The organism is Mesorhizobium sp. M0060, from assembly GCF_040323155.1.
Classification (GTDB): Bacteria; Pseudomonadota; Alphaproteobacteria; order Rhizobiales; family Rhizobiaceae; genus Mesorhizobium.
In genome coordinates, this window is the sequence record NZ_JAMYUP010000065.1 from 1 (window position 1) to 18377 (window position 18377).

At 62.7% G+C, this 18377-nt stretch carries 16 protein-coding genes and 2 pseudogenes; 13 read left to right on the forward strand and 5 right to left on the reverse strand.

Features of this window, described 5'->3' with window-relative positions:
* Positions 1 to 85: 85 nt before the first annotated feature.
* A complete protein-coding gene (locus NKJ94_RS31720) occupies positions 86 to 979 on the reverse strand; it encodes an SDR family oxidoreductase (RefSeq protein WP_352531060.1) in 894 nt (297 codons plus the stop codon).
* A gap of 127 nt (positions 980 to 1106) precedes the next feature.
* Between NKJ94_RS31720 and NKJ94_RS31725 the strand changes: the two genes are divergently transcribed.
* Both NKJ94_RS31725 and glmU read left to right on the forward strand, forming a co-directional pair.
* Positions 1107 to 2054 carry an AraC family transcriptional regulator gene (locus tag NKJ94_RS31725; protein ID WP_352531014.1) on the forward strand — a complete coding sequence of 316 codons (948 nt, stop codon included), beginning with the start codon at positions 1107 to 1109 and terminating at the stop codon, positions 2052 to 2054.
* Between the two features lie 139 nt (positions 2055 to 2193).
* Complete coding sequence (gene glmU, locus NKJ94_RS31730) at positions 2194 to 3555, forward strand: bifunctional UDP-N-acetylglucosamine diphosphorylase/glucosamine-1-phosphate N-acetyltransferase GlmU (RefSeq protein ID WP_352531016.1); 1362 nt, start codon at positions 2194 to 2196, stop codon at positions 3553 to 3555.
* 1 nt (position 3556) lies between these two features.
* On the opposite strand, the pseudogene NKJ94_RS31735 reads toward glmU, so the two are convergent.
* Positions 3557 to 3848, reverse strand: a pseudogene (locus tag NKJ94_RS31735) (hypothetical protein).
* A gap of 289 nt (positions 3849 to 4137) precedes the next feature.
* On the opposite strand from NKJ94_RS31735, the gene glmS reads away from it, so the two are divergent.
* The 3 genes and pseudogenes from glmS to NKJ94_RS31750 all read left to right on the forward strand — a co-directional run bounded on the left by glmS (position 4138) and on the right by NKJ94_RS31750 (position 7129).
* Positions 4138 to 5961, forward strand: a complete 1824-nt coding sequence (gene glmS / locus NKJ94_RS31740) for a glutamine--fructose-6-phosphate transaminase (isomerizing) (protein ID WP_352531018.1) — start codon at positions 4138 to 4140, stop codon at positions 5959 to 5961.
* Between the two features lie 32 nt (positions 5962 to 5993).
* A pseudogene (locus NKJ94_RS31745) lies at positions 5994 to 6295 on the forward strand (HigA family addiction module antitoxin).
* 81 nt (positions 6296 to 6376) lie between these two features.
* On the forward strand, positions 6377 to 7129 hold the full coding sequence (locus NKJ94_RS31750; protein WP_352531020.1) for a DUF502 domain-containing protein: 753 nt from the start codon (positions 6377 to 6379) through the stop codon (positions 7127 to 7129).
* Here NKJ94_RS31750 and recG read toward each other — a convergent pair.
* Complete coding sequence (gene recG / locus NKJ94_RS31755) at positions 7081 to 9189, reverse strand: ATP-dependent DNA helicase RecG (protein ID WP_352531022.1); 2109 nt, start codon at positions 9187 to 9189, stop codon at positions 7081 to 7083. The genes NKJ94_RS31750 and recG overlap by 49 nt on opposite strands.
* 91 nt (positions 9190 to 9280) lie before the next feature.
* Between recG and NKJ94_RS31760 the strand changes: the two genes are divergently transcribed.
* The 8 genes from NKJ94_RS31760 to NKJ94_RS31795 all read left to right on the forward strand — a co-directional run bounded on the left by NKJ94_RS31760 (position 9281) and on the right by NKJ94_RS31795 (position 17225).
* Positions 9281 to 9568 (forward strand): succinate dehydrogenase assembly factor 2, encoded by a 288-nt coding sequence (locus tag NKJ94_RS31760; protein ID WP_352531024.1) that lies wholly within the window; start codon positions 9281 to 9283, stop codon positions 9566 to 9568.
* A 13-nt stretch (positions 9569 to 9581) separates the two neighbouring features.
* On the forward strand, positions 9582 to 13079 hold the full coding sequence (gene mfd, locus NKJ94_RS31765; RefSeq protein ID WP_352531026.1) for a transcription-repair coupling factor: 3498 nt from the start codon (positions 9582 to 9584) through the stop codon (positions 13077 to 13079).
* 178 nt (positions 13080 to 13257) lie between these two features.
* Positions 13258 to 13596, forward strand: a complete 339-nt coding sequence (locus NKJ94_RS31770) for an Mpo1-like protein (protein ID WP_352531028.1) — start codon at positions 13258 to 13260, stop codon at positions 13594 to 13596.
* Positions 13593 to 14024 (forward strand): DUF3995 domain-containing protein, encoded by a 432-nt coding sequence (locus NKJ94_RS31775; protein WP_352531030.1) that lies wholly within the window; start codon positions 13593 to 13595, stop codon positions 14022 to 14024. The genes NKJ94_RS31770 and NKJ94_RS31775 overlap by 4 nt, the downstream gene beginning before the upstream one ends.
* A 137-nt stretch (positions 14025 to 14161) precedes the next feature.
* The gene (locus NKJ94_RS31780; RefSeq protein WP_352531032.1) at positions 14162 to 15535 is read left to right on the forward strand and encodes a class II 3-deoxy-7-phosphoheptulonate synthase; all 1374 of its coding nucleotides are present in this window, start codon (positions 14162 to 14164) and stop codon (positions 15533 to 15535) included.
* Between the two features lie 206 nt (positions 15536 to 15741).
* Complete coding sequence (locus NKJ94_RS31785) at positions 15742 to 16161, forward strand: GFA family protein (protein WP_352531062.1); 420 nt, start codon at positions 15742 to 15744, stop codon at positions 16159 to 16161.
* Positions 16162 to 16237: 76 nt separating this feature from the next.
* On the forward strand, positions 16238 to 16597 hold the full coding sequence (locus NKJ94_RS31790; protein ID WP_352531034.1) for a diacylglycerol kinase: 360 nt from the start codon (positions 16238 to 16240) through the stop codon (positions 16595 to 16597).
* Between the two features lie 40 nt (positions 16598 to 16637).
* Positions 16638 to 17225, forward strand: coding sequence for a hemerythrin domain-containing protein (locus NKJ94_RS31795; RefSeq protein WP_352531036.1), 588 nt, complete (start codon positions 16638 to 16640; stop codon positions 17223 to 17225).
* Positions 17226 to 17228: 3 nt separating this feature from the next.
* Here NKJ94_RS31795 and NKJ94_RS31800 read toward each other — a convergent pair whose 3' ends face one another.
* Entirely contained in the window at positions 17229 to 17816 is a 588-nt protein-coding gene (locus NKJ94_RS31800) for a DedA family protein (RefSeq protein ID WP_352531064.1), read from the reverse strand.
* Positions 17813 to 18376, reverse strand: a complete 564-nt coding sequence (locus tag NKJ94_RS31805; protein WP_352531038.1) for a DUF1003 domain-containing protein — start codon at positions 18374 to 18376, stop codon at positions 17813 to 17815. Before NKJ94_RS31805 ends, NKJ94_RS31800 begins: the two co-directional genes overlap by 4 nt.
* Position 18377 lies beyond the last annotated feature (1 nt).

Below are 18377 nucleotides of genomic sequence, written 5' to 3' on the forward strand. Positions count from 1 at the left end.
GTGTTCACTGGGGTGCGGGCCCCCCCGCGGCCCCCGCCCGGGCGCGCCGCGCCCCCCCCACCCCCCCCCCGGCGACGTGGTCTGTTCAGCCTTCGAAATAGCCCGGCTGGTCGATATCGGCGATGAGCCCGGGTCCGCTCGGCTCCCACCTCAGCAGCGCCCGGGTCCGTTCGCTCGAGGTCGGGACATCCATCGCCGCGAACATCGCGAACCAGCCGAAATGGCCGGCCGCTTCTTCCGGGGACTTGGCGACCACGGGTACGTTCAGACGCCGACCGATCACGCTGGCGATGTCCTTGAATGGCACGCCCTCTTCGGCGATCGCGTGATAGCGCCCGCCGCCGGCGCCGTGCTCGAGCGCAAGCCGGTAGACGCGGGCGGCATCGAACCGATGCACTGCGGGCCAGCGGTTGAGCCCTTCGCCGACATAGGCCGACACGCCCTTCCTGCGAGCAAGGTCGATGAGGATCGGAACAAAGCCGTGATCGCCCTGGCCATGGACCGACGGGGGAAGACGGACAACCGATGCGCGCACGCCGCGCGCCGCCAGCGCGGCGGCTGTCGCTTCGGAGGCGCGAGGATACGAGGCGGACGCGGGGACAGGCGCATCTTCCTCGGTCGCGATGCGGCCCCGCGCCTGGAGCGCGGTTCCGGAGGTGACGAGCAGGGGACGCTGGGAGCCTTCGAGTACGCCCCCCAACGCCTCGATGGCGCGCCGGTCCATCTCGCAGTTTTGCGCGAATTTCGAGAAGTCATGGTTGAAGCCAGTATGGATCACTCCATCCGCGACGGCCGCGCCCCTGCGCAGGCTTTCCAAGTCTTCGAGGTCACCTCGATGCACCTCCGCTCCGGTAGCGGCCAGCGACTTGGCCGACGCCTCCGAGCGGGCGAGACCGAGCACCTGATGGCCGGCGCCGATGAGTTCTTGAACGACGGCAGAACCGACGAATCCGGTCGCCCCGGTAACGAAAACACGCATCACGACTTCTCCTTGTTACTCTGACCACGACCATGTTCGCGGTCCGGTGGTGTCGTGATAGGCGCTTGAGAAAATACGATCTATGCGGTAAAGTCCGTATTATCTTTGCAATCGTCCGGGATGACCCATGGATCCCCTTTCAGATGTGCTCTCGCTGCTGAAGCCGCGAAACTATATGTCAGCCGGCTTCGACGCGGGTGGTGAATGGTCGATCCAGTTCCCCGACCAGCAGCAAAGCATCAAGACCGGAGCGGTGGTCTCCGGCCGGTGCTGGCTGTCGGTGGAGGGCGTTGCCGACGCAGTGCGCCTGGGAACGGGGGACTGCTTCCTGCTGCCGAGCGGACGGCCTTTCCGTCTTGCAAGCGACATGAGCTTGACGCCTGTTGAAGCCGTCAAGATTTTTCCGCCAGCGCGGGCCGGCGGTGTCGTGATCCACAATGGCGGCGGTGATTTCTTTCTTGTCAGCAGCCGCTTCGCGCTTGGTGGCAACCATGCCGGCATCCTGTTGCGGATGCTGCCAGCCATTGTGCATATCCGCAAAGAGTCGGACCAGTCGGCGCTTCGCTGGTCTGTGGAGCGGATGATGCAGGAACTGCGCGAGCCGCAGCCGGGTGGCTTTCTGGTGATTCAGCATCTCGCCCACATGATGCTGGTTCAGGCGCTGCGGCTGCATCTTTCGGAAGGACTGAGAGGCGGCGTCGGCTGGCTCTTTGCCTTGGCGGACAAACAGATGGGCGCGGCGATCAGCGCCATGCATGACGATCCGGCGCATGGCTGGACATTGCAGGAGTTGGCGGAACGGGCCGGCATGTCGCGATCGACCTTTGCGCTCAGATTCAAGGAGACGGTCGGCGCTTCGCCCATGGACTATTTGACGCGCTGGCGAATGTTGCTGGCCGGGGACAGGCTGGCGAATTCCAGCGATCCCGTGTCCGTCATTGCGCTGTCGCTCGGCTATGAATCCGAAAGCGCCTTCAGCACAGCCTTCAAGCGGGTCATGAACTGTTCGCCGCGGCAATATGGCCGTGGCCGGGCTCCGGCCTTCGCGTCACGTAACGGGGCGGAAGCTGCCTGAGCCGATCGGCTTGAGCGTGTCGCGGATGTAAGCGGTTGGAGGGCTCGCCGTCTCACCGGAATTTAACCGCATTGGTGCAGCATGGCGCCGGTGCTACTAACGCTTCGATTCCAGATCCCTTTTCAACGGTTGCCATTCCATGAGCCAGAGATCCTGCCTTTCCATCATCCTCGCCGCAGGCGAAGGCACGCGCATGAAGAGTGCCGTGCCGAAAGTGCTGCACCAAATCGCCGGCCTGCCGATGGTCGCCCATGTCGTGAAGGCGGCCGAAGCCGCCGGCAGCGGCGATCTGGCGCTGGTGATCGGCCATGGCGGCGACGAGATGCGCAAGGCGGCACTCAAGTTCGCGCCGAAGGCCGAGGCTTTCGTCCAGGAAAAACGTCTCGGCACCGCGCACGCCGTGCTTGCCGCACGCGCAGCAATATCAAAGGGTTATGACGACATTCTGGTGATGTTCGGCGACACGCCGCTGATTGATCCGGAGGCACTCGCCGCAGCGCGGCTGAAGCTGGCGGAAGGTGCGGCTGTCGTCGTGGTAGGCTTCCGCACAGAAAATCCTTCCGGCTATGGCCGGCTGATCGAAAAGGTCGGCAAGCTCGTGGCCATCCGCGAGGAGAAGGACTGCTCGGACGAGGAGAAGAAAATCACCTTCTGCAATGGCGGGCTGATGGCGGTCGCCGGCAGGCACGCGCTGAAGTTGCTCGATGCGGTCGGCAGCAAGAACGCCAAGGGCGAGTATTATCTCACCGACATCGTCGAGATCGCCGCTGCGCAGGGACTTGATGTCGTCGCCACCGAAGCCAGTTTCGACAACGCGCTCGGCATCAACAACCGTGCCGAGCTTGCCCAGGCGGAAGGTATCTGGCAGGCGCGTCGACGGCATGAAGCGATGCTTTCCGGGGTGACACTGATTGCGCCTGAAACTGTGTTCTTCTCGTACGACACCGAGATCGGCGCCGATACGATCGTCGAACCGAATGTCTGGTTCGGGCCGGGCGTGAAAATCGCCACGGGCGCCAAGATCCATGCCTTCAGCCATATCGAAGGCGCCACCATCGCGTCGAATTGCGATGTCGGGCCGTTCGCGCGGCTGCGGCCCGGGGCCGATCTGAGAAACAAGTCCAAGGTCGGCAATTTCTGCGAGGTCAAGCAGGCGATCGTCGAGGAGGGCGCCAAGGTCAACCACCTGACCTATATCGGCGATGCCCGCATCGGCGCGGGCGCCAATATCGGCGCCGGCACCATCACCTGCAACTATGACGGCTATTCGAAATTCTTCACCGATATTGGCGAAGGCGCGTTCATTGGCTCGAACTCCTCGCTGGTGGCGCCGGTGTCGATCGGCAAGGGCGGCTACATCGCCTCGGGCAGCGTCATCACCGAAAGCGTGCCCGACGATGCGTTGGCCTTCGGCCGCGCCCGACAGCGGACTCTGCCCGGCAAGGGCAAGGAGTTGCGCGAACGGTTCGCTTCGGCCGCGGCGGCCCGCAAAAAAGGCTAGCCTAACGGAACTCGGCGACAAGCTCGATTTCGCCAACGATTGCATCGTTGAAGGCGGGCAGGTCTTCGGCCGAGATCCAGTATTCCAGATGCGCCCTGCTGCCGGCATGCTGGACACTGTAACGGTCCAGAAAGCTGCGACGCACCTCGAAACGCGTCACGAAACTGATCCGCTCGCAGGCACATTCCAGTCGCGGGCGATCTGGGTGGCATAGGCCTCGCTCGTTACCGGATAGAAGATCGGCTGATCGGCAAGTCGAGGGGAAAGGCGCGCATCCCTGACTTCTGGATCAACTCCAGTTCGTGCGGCCCAACCGGACGCCATAGCGTCACCGTGTCAATTCGTTCGTTTCATGATCGCATCATGTCTTTGACCGATTTCAGGGGCCGTTGAGGCGAGATAGCATACATGCGCGAAGAATCTGAGCAATTGCGATAACCGGATTGCAAGAGCGTTCTGTCATGGTGCATCTGTGCAGGACCGTTCCGGCTGATACCGGACGAAATGCAATGTGATTTTTCGCGGCAGCCCGGCAGTCTCTAAATAGCGCCGGGTTTGAAGTCGGAGTCGGGGGCAAGCGCCATGTGCGGTATCGTTGGAATTGTCGGTAACTCGCCGGTCGCGCCGCTCATCGTCGATGCGCTGAAACGGCTCGAATATCGCGGCTATGACTCGGCCGGCGTCGCCACGATCGAGCACGGCAAGCTTGACCGTCGCCGTGCCGAAGGCAAGCTGGTCAATCTCGAGCGCCGGCTGAAGGACGAACCGCTCGACGGCATGATCGGCATCGGCCACACGCGCTGGGCCACGCATGGCGTGCCGAACGAGACCAATGCGCATCCGCATTTTTCCGACGGCGTCGCCATCGTCCACAATGGCATCATCGAGAATTTCGCCGAATTGCGTGGCGAATTGATGCGCGACGGCTACAGCTTCTCGTCGCAGACCGACACCGAGGTCGTCGCGCATCTGGTGGCGCGCGAACTGGCCAAGGGGCTGAAGCCGGTCGAGGCCGCACATCAGGCGCTGAAGCGGCTGGAAGGCGCCTTTGCGCTCGCCATCATGTTCAAGGGCGACGAGGATCTGATCGTCGGCGCGCGCAACGGCCCGCCACTGGCCGTCGGCCATGGCGACGGCCAGATGTTCCTTGGCTCCGACGCCATCGCGCTTGCCCCGTTCACCAATTCGATCACCTATCTGGAAGACGGCGACTGGGCGGTGGTGCGCCGCAACGAAGTCGGCATCTTTGACATGGACGGCAACAAGGTCGACCGCAAGCGCCAGCAATCGCTCAGCACCAGCTTCATGGTCGATAAGGGCAACCGGCGCCATTTCATGGAAAAGGAAATCCATGAGCAGCCGGAAGTGATCTCGCACACGCTGGCGCATTATGTCGATTTCGTCGGCGGCGTGTCGAAGCCGCTCGACCTGCCGTTCGATTTCGCCAAGATCGACCGGCTGGCGATTTCCGCCTGCGGCACCGCTTATCTGGCCGGGCTGATCAGCAAATACTGGTTCGAGCGCTATGCGCGGCTGCCGGTCGACATCGATGTCGCCTCGGAGTTCCGTTACCGCGAGATGCCGCTGTCGAAGACAGACGCCGCCTTCTTCATCTCGCAATCGGGCGAGACCGCGGACACGCTGGCCTCGCTGCGCTACTGCCGCAAGGCCGGCATGAAGATCGGCGCGGTGGTCAATGTGCGCGAATCGACCATGGCGCGTGAATCCGACGTCATCCTGCCGACATTGGCCGGCCCGGAAATCGGCGTCGCCTCGACCAAGGCGTTCACCTGTCAGCTTTCCGTGCTGGCCTCGCTGGCGGTGCGGGCGGGCGTGGCGCGCGGAACGATTTCGCGTGAGCAGGAGAAGACCCTGGTGCGGGAGCTGTCCGAAGCGCCGCGTTATGCCAACCAGGTGCTGAAGCTCGACGGGCAGATCGAAAAGATCGCGCGCGACCTTTCGCACTACAAAAACGTGCTTTATCTCGGTCGTGACACCAATTTTCCGCTGGCCATGGAAGGCGCGCTGAAGCTCAAGGAAATTTCCTATATCCACGCCGAAGGCTATGCCGCCGGCGAGTTGAAACACGGCCCGATCGCGCTGATCGACGAGAACATGCCTGTCATCGTCATCGCCCCGCATGACCGCATCTTTGAAAAGACCGTGTCGAACATGCAGGAGGTCGCGGCACGCGGCGGCAAGATCATCCTGATCACCGACAGCAAGGGCGCCGCACACGCCACGGTCAAGACGATGGAGACGATCGTTTTGCCGGACGTGCCGGAAATCATCTCGCCGATCATCTACGCGCTGCCGATCCAGATGCTCGCCTATTTCACCGCTGTGTTCATGGGCACGGACGTCGACCAGCCGCGCAATCTGGCGAAATCGGTGACGGTGGAGTAAGTTTCGCCCTCAAGTTGAGTGGCTGGGCTGACATGGCATTGAGACTCGTACGTCCAATTCACCCCGGAGAGTTCCTGCGCGAGGAATATCTCGTCCCGCTTGGTATGAGTGCCGGTGCGCTGGCGAAGAAGCTCAATCTTCCGCTACCCGTATCGAACGCATTGCCAAGGAAGAGATCGGCCTGACTCCTGATACCGCGCTTCGCCTCGCCAGGTTCTTCAACACCACGCCGGAATTCTGGATGAATTTTCAGCAGGCTTATGAACTTGAAACCGAGGCGAAGAAACTCGCACCGGAGCTCGAGAAGATCGAACCGCTGGAAGCCACGGCATAGTTGATCTTTTAAAAACTTCGCCATTCCAAAGCGCCTTCGGGTTCAGTAGTGTCGCGTTGCAAACACACGCTGCGGTGAACCATGTCCGATGCTCTCAAGACCTCAGGCATGACCCGGCTGAGAAACTATTTCCTGACCGGCTTCGTCGTCTGCGCGCCATTGGCGATCACCGCCTACATTGCCTGGTCGCTTATCGGCTGGGTCGATTCCTGGGTGAAACCCTATATTCCGGCACGTTACAATCCTGACACCTATCTGCCGTTTCCGGTTCCGGGTTTTGGGCTGATCGTCGCCCTGATCCTCATCACCTTCATCGGTTTCCTGACCGCCAATATCGTCGGCCGCGCCATCGTCAATTTCGGCGAGCGCCTGCTTGGCCGCATGCCGCTGGTGCGCGGCATATACGGTTCGCTGAAGCAGATTTTCGAGACGGTGCTATCGAACAAGGGCGACATGTTCCGCCAGGTCGGGTTGGTCGAATATCCGCGCAAGGGGGTCTGGTCGCTGGTCTTCGTCGCCAGCGAGAAGGAAACCGAGATCAATCAGAAGCTCGACCAGAAAGGCGATCCGCTGATTGCCGTGTTCATGCCGTGTACGCCCAACCCGACCACGGGCTTTCTGATGTATGTGCCGAAATCTGACATCGTGCTGCTCGACATGACGATTGAGGACGGAGCCAAGCTGATCGTGTCGGCCGGCCTGGTGGCGCCGGCGGTCAAAATGGTGACGGTGAACGGTGAGCAGATCCACGGCGCGCTTGCCAATCCGCCGCTCGACACCATGCCTCAGCCGGCGCGCAGGAGCCGCACGGCCTCGTCGCGGCCAAACAGATAGAGCAGCAGGCGCAACGCCGTGCCGCGTTCGGATTGCAGTTCCGGATCGCGCGACAGGATCAGCCGCGCATCGTCGCGGGCGGCTTCGAGCAGGTCGGCATGCGCCTCGATGCGCGCCACCTGGAAGCCCGGCGTGCCGGATTGGCGGGTGCCGAGCAACTCGCCTTCGCCGCGCAGCTTCAGATCCTCTTCGGCTATGCGGAAGCCGTCCTCGGTCTCGCGCATCACCGACAACCGGCGTTTTGCCGTCTCGCCAAGCGGGTCCTTGTAGAGCAGCACGCACGACGATGGCTTGTCGCCGCGCCCGACCCGGCCGCGCAATTGGTGCAGCTGGGCAAGGCCAAAACGCTCGGCATGCTCGATGACCATGATCGTCGCGTCCGGCACATCGACGCCGACCTCGATGACGGTGGTGGCGATCAGGATGCGCGTATCACCCTGCTTGAAGGCGCGCATCGCCTCGTCCTTGTCGGCGCCTTTAATGCGGCCATGCACCAGGCCGATCCGATCACCGAACAGCGGCTTCAGCGAGACAAAACGGTCCTCGGCCGACATCAGCTTGATTTCCTCGGATTCCTCGACCAGCGGACAGATCCAGTAGATTTTCTGGCCGTCGGCGACGGCGTCGAGCATGCGGCCGATCAGCTCGTCGAGCCGTTCGAGCGGCAAAGTGACGGTGCGGATCGGCTGGCGGCCGGCCGGCTTTTCCGTCAGCTTGGACACGTCCATGTCGCCGAAGGCGGTCAGCACCAGCGTCCGCGGTATCGGCGTTGCCGTCATCACCAGCATGTCGGGCGCATCGCCCTTGGCGGTGATGGCAAGGCGCTGGTGGACGCCGAAACGGTGCTGCTCGTCGACGACGGCGAACACGAGGTCATGGAACGTCACCGTTTCTTGGAACAGCGCATGGGTGCCGACGACGATGTCGATGTCGCCATTGGCCAGGCCGGTCAGCGTGTCGGCGCGCTCGCGGCCCTTTTCGCGGCCGGTGAGGATGGCGATGCGCAAGCCGGCCCTTTCCGCCAAAGGGGTGATGGTTGCGAGATGCTGGCGCGCCAGGATTTCGGTCGGCGCCATCAATGCCGCCTGGCCGCCGGCCTCGACGGCACGCGCCATGGCGAGCAGCGCGACCACCGTCTTGCCGGCGCCGACATCGCCCTGCAAGAGACGCAGCATGCGTTCAGGGTCGCCGAGATCGGCGTTGATTTCGGCAAGCGCCATTTCCTGCGACACCGTCAGCGAATAGGGGAGCGCGGCGCGCACCCTGTCGACGATGCGGCCGTCGCCGACGAGTGGCCGGCCCGATAAGCGGCGGACCTTGGCCCGGACCAGCGCCAGCGACACCTGGCCTGCCAAAAACTCGTCATAGGCAAGGCGTCGCCACGCTGCGCCGTCGACGGAGACGTCGATCGGGTCGGCCGGGTTATGGATGCGAGTGAGCGCATCGCCGAAGGCAGGAAAGGTGTGGCGGCGCAGGAACTCGCCGTCCTGCCATTCGGGCAGCACCGGCAAGCGTGCGAGCGCCTGGCCGATAGCCCGGCGCAGCACCTTGCCCGATAGCCCGGCGGTCAGCGGATAGACCGGCTCGACCAGCGGCAGGTTTTCCGCGTCGCCGGCAAGTGCGATGTGATCGGGATGAACCATGGTCGGGCGGCCGTTGAACCATTCCATGCGGCCCGAGACGACGACATGCTCGCCTTCGGGCATTGCCTTTTCGAGATAGGCAGCATGAGCATGGAAGAAGGTCAGCGCGATCTCGCCGGTGTCGTCATGGGCGTAGACCCGGTAAGGCACCGATCTGTTGCCGCGCGGCGGCGGCTGGTGGCGGTCGATGCGGACGTCGAGCGTGACGATGGCGCCTTCGGCCGAGCCGGCGATGCCCGGCCGGTTGCGGCGGTCGATGACAGTATGCGGCAGCACGAACAAGAGGTCGCCGGCGCGCGCGGCCCGGTCGCCGAGATCGGCCGCCACGACTTTCTCGATCAGCGCACCAACCTTCGGCCCGACGCCGGCAAGCGAGGTGATCGGGACAAACAGCGGATCGAGGAGGGAGGGACGCATGATGTCAGCTTATGTTGCGCCGGCCGTAGCGCAAGGCTGACACCGCCTTCTATCCACGCTATATGCGCCGCCTGGGCAAGGATGTTGCACGATGACCGGAACGACACGATCAAGCGAGGGGCTCGACGCCCGCCGCCGCAAGCTTCTGTTTCGTTCGTGGCACCGCGGCATGCGCGAGATGGACCTGATACTCGGCAGCTTCGCCGATGCCGAGATCGGCGCCTTGACCGGCGACGAAATCGACCAATATGAAAGGCTTCTCGACATTCCCGACACCGAATTCCTGCCCATCGTCACCGGCGAGCGCCCGGTTCCGGCGGATATGGATTGTGCCGTCCTGCAAAAAATCCTGGCCTCGCGCCGGGCCATGACCTTCTGAACAACGTGTAGCCATGAGCCTTATCCCTACGATCGGTCTGCCGAAAGGCCGCGCCGGCCAGTTCATCGTCGATGGCGTCGCCGACGGCTACGAAGCCTTTGCGCTGGTGCAGGCTGCGCACGAGATCGCACCTGACAAGCCGGTGCTGTTCGTGGCGCGCGATGGGCAGCGCCTGCCGGCTATCGTCGAGGCGCTTTCCTTTGCCGCGCCGGGCCTGCCGGTGCTGGAACTGCCGGCCTGGGATTGCCTGCCTTACGACCGCGTCTCGCCCGGCGCCGATGCCGCCGCAAGGCGGCTCGATGCACTGGCCGCAATGATTGCGCTAGCGAAGAAGCCGCACCGTGCAGTCGTCCTCACCACCGCGAATGCATTGCTTCAGCGCATTCCGCCAGCGGAACTCGTCGAGGCGCAGACCTTCCACGCCAAGCCCGGCAACCAGATCGACATGAACGTACTGGTGTCGCGGCTGGAGACTTCCGGCTTCGAGCGGGTGCCGACGGTGCGCGGCATCGGCGAATTTGCGGTGCGCGGCGGCATTCTCGACCTCTTCGCGCCCGGCTGGACGGAGGCGCTGCGCCTCGACTTTTTCGGTGATACGCTGGAATCGATCCGCGTCTTCGACACCGCAACGCAGCGCAGCACCGGCCAACGCAAATCGATGGCGCTGCAGGCGATGAGCGAGGTGGCGCTGACGCCCGGAACCATCAGCCGCTTCCGCCGCGCCTACATCGAAGCCTTTGGCGCACCCTCCCGCGACGATGGGCTCTATGCGGCGGTCAGCGAGGGCAGGCGGTTTGCCGGCATGGAGCACTGGCTGCCGTTCTTCTATGAGCGGCTGGAAACCGTGTTCGACTATCTGCCCGACGCGCCCGTGGTGTTTGATCATCTGGCGCATGAGGCACTGGCCGAGCGCCATACGCTGATCCTAGACCACTACGAAGCGCGCAAGAAGCAGGCCGACGGCGCCTTGAAGGACGCGGTGCCGTACAAGCCGGTGCCGCCGGATCTGCTCTATCTGTCGCCCGAGAACCTGATCGCCTCGCTTGGCCCGCGCGAAGCGATCGACTTCACGTCCTTCGACGCGCCGGATGCAGGCGCGAAAAAGGTGTTCCATGCCGGTTCGCGCCATGGCCGGAGCTTCGTCGAGGAACGCGCCGATCCTAACGCCAACGTCTTCGACGTTGTCGTAAAACACATCGCCGACGAGCGTGCCGCCCGCCGCCGCGTCATCGTCGCCGGCTGGACCGAAGGCTCGCTCGACCGGCTCGGCCAGATCCTGGCCGAGCATCACCTTGGCAACCTGAAGCCGGTGGCGACGCTTGCCGAAGCCGAAAGGCTCGAGCCTGGACAGGCCGGATTGGCCGTGCTGCCGCTCGAATCCGGCTTCGAGACCGAAAAACTGGTCGTCGTCGCCGAGCAGGACATTCTCGGCGACCGGCTGATCCGTCGCTCGAAGCGCAAGAAGCGCGCTTCCGACTTCATCGCCGAGGCTTCGGCGTTGTCGGCCGGCGACATCGTCGTCCATGCCGATCACGGCATTGGCCGCTTCATCGGGCTGCGCACCATCGAGGCGGTCGGTGCGCCGCATGATTGCCTCGAAATCCACTATGCCGGCGACGACCGGCTGTTCCTGCCGGTGGAAAACATCGAGCTGCTGTCGCGCTATGGCTCGGATTCGGCCGAAGCGACGCTCGACAAGCTTGGCGGCGGCGCCTGGCAATCGCGCAAGGCGCGGCTGAAGAAGCGCCTGCTCGACATGGCCGGGCAGCTGATCCGCATCGCCGCCGAGCGGCAGATGCGGGCCGCACCGGCGCTGGTGCCGGCGGAAGGCCTCTATGGCGAGTTTGCGGCGCGTTTTCCCTATGAGGAGACCGACGACCAGCAGATGGCGATCGACTCGGTGATGGATGATCTGGGCGCCGGAAAGCCGATGGACCGGCTGATCTGCGGCGATGTCGGCTTCGGCAAGACCGAAGTTGCACTTCGCGCCGCCTTCATTGGGGCGATGGAAGGCTTTCAGGTGGCCATAGTGGTGCCGACGACATTGCTATCGCGCCAGCATTTCAAGACCTTCTCGCAGCGCTTCTCCGGCCTGCCGATCCGCGTCGCCCAGGCCTCGCGGCTGGTCGGCGCCAAGGAACTGGCGGAGACCAAGAAGGGCATCGCCGAAGGCCAGGTCGACATCGTCGTCGGCACGCATGCACTGCTCGGCTCCTCGATCTCGTTCAAGAATCTTGGCCTGCTGATCATCGACGAGGAGCAGCACTTCGGCGTCAAGCACAAGGAGCGGCTGAAGGATCTGAAGACCGACGTCCACGTTCTGACTTTGTCGGCAACGCCGATCCCGCGAACGCTGCAGCTTGCCTTGACCGGCGTGCGCGAGCTGTCGCTGATCGCCACGCCGCCGGTCGACCGTATGGCGGTGCGCACCTTCATCTCGCCCTTCGATCCGCTGGTCATCCGCGAGACGTTGCTGCGCGAGCGCTACCGTGGCGGCCATTCCTTCTATGTCGTGCCGCGCATCAGCGATCTCGCGGAAATCCATGATTTCCTGCGCGAATCGGTGCCCGAACTGAAATTGGCGGTGGCCCATGGCCAGATGCCGCCCGGTGAACTCGACGACATCATGAACGCTTTCTATGACGGCCAATATGATGTGCTGTTGTCGACCACCATCGTCGAATCCGGCCTCGATATACCGACTGCCAACACGCTGATTGTGCATCGCGCCGACATGTTCGGCCTGTCGCAGCTCTATCAGTTGCGTGGCCGCGTCGGCCGTTCGAAGGTGCGCGCCTATGCGCTGTTCACGCTGCCTGCCAACCGCAAGCTAACCGATACAGCCGAGCGTCGGCTGAAGGTGCTGCAATCGCTCGATACGCTCGGCGCCGGTTTCCAGCTGGCCAGCCACGACCTCGATATCCGCGGCGCCGGCAATCTGCTTGGCGAAGAGCAGTCGGGCCACATCAAGGAGGTCGGCTTCGAACTCTACCAGCAGATGCTGGAGGAGGCGGTGGCCGAAGTGAAGGATTCCGGCGAGGTGCAGGACGGCGGCTGGTCGCCGCAGATCGCCGTCGGCACGGCGGTGATGATCCCGGAAAGCTATGTCCCGGACCTGCAGCTCAGGCTGGCGCTCTATCGCCGCCTCGGCGATCTGGAAAACACCGAGGAGATTGACGCTTTCGGCGCCGAGTTGATCGACCGGTTCGGGACGCTGCCGGAAGAGGTAAAACACTTATTGAAGATCGTCTTCATCAAGGCGCTTTGCCGCAAGGCCAATGTCGAAAAACTCGATGCTGGGCCGAAAGGCGTCGTCATCCATTTCCGCAAGCGGGAATTCCCCAATCCGGTCGGGCTGGTCAAGCTCATCGGCGAACAGGGTTCGCTAGCCAAGATCCGGCCGGACCAGAGCGTCCTCTTCAGCCGCGACTGGCCAACGCCGGAAAAGCGGCTGGCGGGGTCAGCGGTTGTCATGACGCAGCTGGCACGGCTGGTGGAGAAGGCTGCGTAGCACTTGGCTTGCGCTTTGCGGCGAAGGCTGCCGCTAATAGTTCTATGTTGAAAGGAAACAGTAACCGACGCGCAAAAAATTGGGAACTCTCCCGAGATGTGCGGCGATTGGAGCCATTTAAGTATTTTTGCCTAAGGGTTCAGATGGTCTTGAAACGCATCGCTGAAGGGGGCAATCCATGAGCTCGCAAACCTTCGATGAATACTGGCTCGGCTATCTCTCTGGCCATTCAAAACCTTCAACCCGGTTTATCCATTACCTCGGCCTGTTTTTCGCGCCGATCGCCGGGGTTGCGGCATCTTTTCTTCTCGTCTGGTGGGTCTTCCTGATCATCATTCCCTTCTTCTATCTCGCTGCCTTGCTCACCCATCCTTTGCTTGAGCACAACAGCAATAAGCCTTTCGCGGACCGGCCGTTGTGGAGCGCCGTTGCGCTGCTGCGCATGCTTGCACTCGACCTGACGGGCGGGCTTGGTCGGCAACTCAAGCGCCTGAACGAGGCAGCCCGACAGGCATGACGATAGCGATTGTCGCTCTCTGCTCGGCTATTCTGCTACTCGGCGCCGGCTTTCATATTTACTGGGGTTTCGGCGGTCACATCGGCGCCGGCGTTGCGCTCCCGCAACACGAAGACGGCACTCCGGCTATTAAGGAAACGGCCTTTGGCGCGATAGCGGTTGGGTTGATACTGGCGCTGGTGCTTCTGCTGGTTCTTGGGCTCGTCGGACTGGTCCGCTTGTCGCTGTCGCAACAGTTGCTGAAGGCAGGCATCATCTTGTGGGCGGCCATCTTCACTGCGCGGGCGTTGAGCTGGTCCAGATATTTCGGGCTGTTCAAGCGGGTCAGAACCACGCGTTTCGCCAGGTACGATACCTTGTTCTACAGCCCATCATGTCTGCTGCTGGGGCTGGGCTTCTTCTATCTCGCACTGTCGGCGAAGGAATAGTGAGCCGCCGGCCACCATTCGCCAGCGCTGAGATTCCGGTCTAGAATAGGAAATCGGCTTCGTGTATGGAGCCGCGACCCCATATGGGGCGGATTGGCGGGCGATGGCGTCCGCGTGAAAGAGCGTTGGGTGCTTCGATGACGAAATGGTCGCCGACTTCGTGGAGAGCTAAGCCGATCCAGCAGGTTCCCGCCTATCCAGACCTTGCCGCGCTGAGGAACACGGAAGCCCAGCTCGCCACGTTTCCGCCGTTGGTTTTTGCAGGTGAGGCACGCAAGCTGAAGAAGCAGCTTGCAGCCGTCGCTGCCGGTGACGCATTCCTTCTGCAGGGCGGCGATTGCGCCGAGAGCTTCGCCGAGCATGGCGCGGACAATATCCGCGACTTCTTCCGCGTCTTCTTGCAGATGTCGGTGGTGCTGACCTTCGCCGGCGCGCAGCCGGTGGTGAAGGTCGGCCGTGTCGCCGGCCAGTTCGCCAAGCCGCGCTCGTCCGACAATGAGACCAAGGGCGGCGTGACGCTGCCCAGCTATCGCGGCGACATCATCAACGGCATTGAGTTCGATGCCAAGTCGCGCATTCCCGATCCTGCAAGACAGGAGATGGCGTACCGCCAGTCGGCGGCGACGCTCAACCTTTTGCGTGCCTTCGCCCAGGGCGGCTACGCCAGCCTGGAGAACGTGCATCAATGGATGCTCGGCTTCGTCTCCGACAGCCCGCAAGGCGAGAAATACGAGTCGCTCGCCAACCGCATCACCGAGACGATGGACTTCATGAAGGCCGTCGGCATCACCTCGGAGACCAATTACGCGCTACGCGAGACCGATTTCTACACCAGCCATGAGGCGCTGCTGCTCGGCTATGAGGAGGCGCTGACCCGCGTCGATTCGACTTCGGGCGACTGGTACGCCACCTCCGGCCACATGATCTGGATCGGCGATCGCACGCGCCAGCCCGACCATGCGCATGTCGAATACTGCCGTGGCATCAAGAACCCGCTCGGTCTGAAATGTGGCCCATCGCTGACGCCGGACGGCCTGTTGCAGCTCATCGACCTGCTCAATCCGGAAAACGAGCCCGGCCGGCTGACGCTGATCGCCCGCTTCGGCTCCGACAAAGTTGCCGACCATCTGCCCAAGCTGGTGCGCGCGGTGCAGAAGGAAGGCCGCAGTGTGGTGTGGTCGTCCGACCCAATGCATGGCAACACCATCGAGGCCGCCGGCTACAAGACACGGCCGTTCGACCGCATCCTGAAGGAGGTGCAGACCTTCTTCGAGGTGCATCGCGCCGAAGGAACGCATCCCGGTGGCATCCATATCGAGATGACCGGCAAGAACGTCACCGAATGTACCGGTGGCGCCCGCGCCATCACCGCCGAAGAACTGCAGGATCGCTACCACACCCATTGCGACCCGCGCCTCAATGCCGACCAGGCGATCGAGCTGGCGTTCCTGGTGTCCGATCTGCTCAAGAAGAGCCATCCGGTCCAGCACAAGCAAGCCGTCAACGGCTGATGCGACCTGAACTTTGATTCACTAAAAGCGCCGGCCGAAAACCGGCGCTTTTTTATTGACCAGGTGGTCAGCGTTTCGAGCCGGCTGCGCCATGTGGGGGAGCAAGAATCCCGAAACCGTCCGGCCGGCGTCGTATTTGCTCGTGCGCGACGGTCGCAAAACTGGAATCCTGCTAAAAAGATAGCGGTTGCGTGTGGGAGGCCGAGATGGATGACCATCACACTGGATCATGCCTGTGCGGGGCGGTGCGGTTCCAGACGCGAGGACCGCTGCGCGATGTTATCTACTGCCATTGCTCGCAGTGCCGGAAGCAGAGCGGGCATTTTTATGCCGCGACCAATGTTGCCGACCCCAACATCACAATCACGGGCGCGGACAGCATCACCTGGTACGAGGCATCTTCGTTTGCCAGACGTGGTTTCTGCAAGAACTGCGGATCGCTGCTGTTCTGGAAGCCGACGGACGATGGCTATGTTTCGGTCCTGGCCGGACTGTTCGACGCGCCAACCGGGCTTCAGGGGGAATGCCATATCTTCGTCGGCGACAAGGGGGACTATTACGCGATCGACGACGGGCTGCCGCAGTTCGAGAAGTCGACGCCGTCGATCAAGGTTGCAGACGCCTGATTTTTGAAGAGGCCGCCTTATTCCCTTGATCCAGCCATTGCGCTATCCCCTGCCGGTGATTCCGAAGGGTTTTGGCATGCAGCGGCTGATCGACGCTTTTTACAACTCGGTGCGGGCGTTTCGCAAACTGGCCGCCAGCGAGGAGGCCTTCCAGCTGGAGTTGGTGCTGCTCGTGCTTGCGCTGCCGCTCGGCTGGTTCCTTTCGGAATCGTGGCGCGGCTATGCGCTGCTGATCGGCGCGGTGCTGCTCATGATCATGATCGAAGTGCTGAATACCGGCATAGAGGCGGCATGCGACGCGTTCAGCCGGGAATTCAATATCGATATCCAGCTGGCCAAGGATTGCGGTTCGCTGGCGGTGCTTATTTCGGTGATAATCGCTGCAGGCGTCTGGGGCGTCGCCGTCATCGAGCGGATCCTCGGGGTACCGATCTGACGTTTCAGACGCTACATGCCGGTCAATTGAAGAGACCGACATGGCCGATACCGACGGATTTCTGCTGCTCGAACGTGAGGGCCTGCCGAACGATCTGCGCTGGCTGGTCGAAAAATATCCGCGAGAGATCTGGCAGGCGCATGCCAACATCCACGGCGTGGCCAATATGTGGCTGCAGCGGCACGACATGTTTCGCGACCTTGGCGGCATGCTCACCAGCGGCATTGGCGATTACCGGGAGGGCAGGCAGAATGCGCTGGAATTCGCGCGCTGGTTCGCGCCGCGCCTCAACCATTTCCTCGGCAATCTCGATGGCCACCACAACGTCGAGGATCATCACTACTTTCCGGTCTTCGCCAGGGCCGAGACCCGTCTGAAGCACGGTTTCGAAATTCTCGATGCCGACCACCACACCATCCACGAAGGGCTGGAGCGCAATGCCGAGGCGGCGAATGCCTTCATCCGCACGCTTCAGGAGAGCGAGGACAAGCAGCGCTTCGCCGCCGACGCCTATGCCGACGAGAACAGCCGGCTGATCGCCATGCTGTCCCGTCATCTCGCCGACGAGGAAGACCTGATCATTCCGCTGATCCTCGAGAAGGGCGACCGCGCGCTCGGCATCGACTGACGATCAGTTTCCCTTGGCGCGCTCCTTCTTGGCGACGGAGTGGGCGGCGAACCGGGCGAGGACGACCACGACGATGCCGATGGCCAGAGCGATCAGCAGCCGCTCGTGACGGGCCAGCGCCTGGCCGACGATGCGCTCCGCGCCCAGCCCGAACACATAGCCGACAGCGCAGAACAGGGCGGCCCAGACCACCGACGAGATGGCGTTGAGGATGACGAAGCGCGCCGCCGCGATGCCCGACAGCCCGGCCGCGATGCCACCGACCAGGCGCAGGCCGTAGATGTAGCGGTTCGACAGCACGAAAATATTGGGATGGGTGGTGACGAGGCGATAGGCGTGGCTGAAGCCCGGCCGGCCTCTAAGCCTGATCACGAACTGATGGTCGGCGAAGCTTCGTCCGAGGATGAAAAAGAACGTGTCTCCGACGAAGGCGCCAATGGCTGCCGCGAGGAAGGCCTGCCACGGCACGAAGACGTGCTGATGCGCGAAAAAACCGCCGAGAATGGCGGCGCTTTCGCCCTCGGCGACGCAGCCCAGAAAAACCGCGACCAGCCCATATTGCTCAATGAGACGATGGATGGCTTCCGTCATGAGTGCGAGGCTTGGGAGGTGAGCCATTCGTCGAGCCGCCTCAATTGTGTGGCCATCTGCTCGATCTCGTTTTGCATGCCGACGATTTGGCTGTGGCGCAACTCGTCCAGCTTCTCGTGCAACGCCATGATCTCGATCTCGGCCTTGAGATTGACCTCGTAGTCATGCGCGGCGTCGATGCGGTCGCGCGCGGCCTGTCGGTTCTGCGACATCATGATCACCGGTGCTTGCAGCGCGGCGATCATCGACAGGACGAGATTGAGGAAGATGAACGGGTAGGGGTCGAACGAATCGCGTCCCAGCAGCCACCAATTGGCACCGATCCAGACAACGAGGAAAGCGATGAAGGACAGGATGAACGTCCACGAGCCGCCGACGCGCGCGATAGTATCGGCGATACGGTCGCCCGCGCCCTGAATGCCGGCAAAACTGTCGTTGATGTTCTCCGACAGGGGCTTGCGGTCGACTGCGCTCTGCAGCACCCGTCTTTCGAGCTCGCTCAAGTTCTCCGGCGTTTGCCTCAGCCAGCGATGGGCCAGTTCGGGCAATGTCTTGTTCATG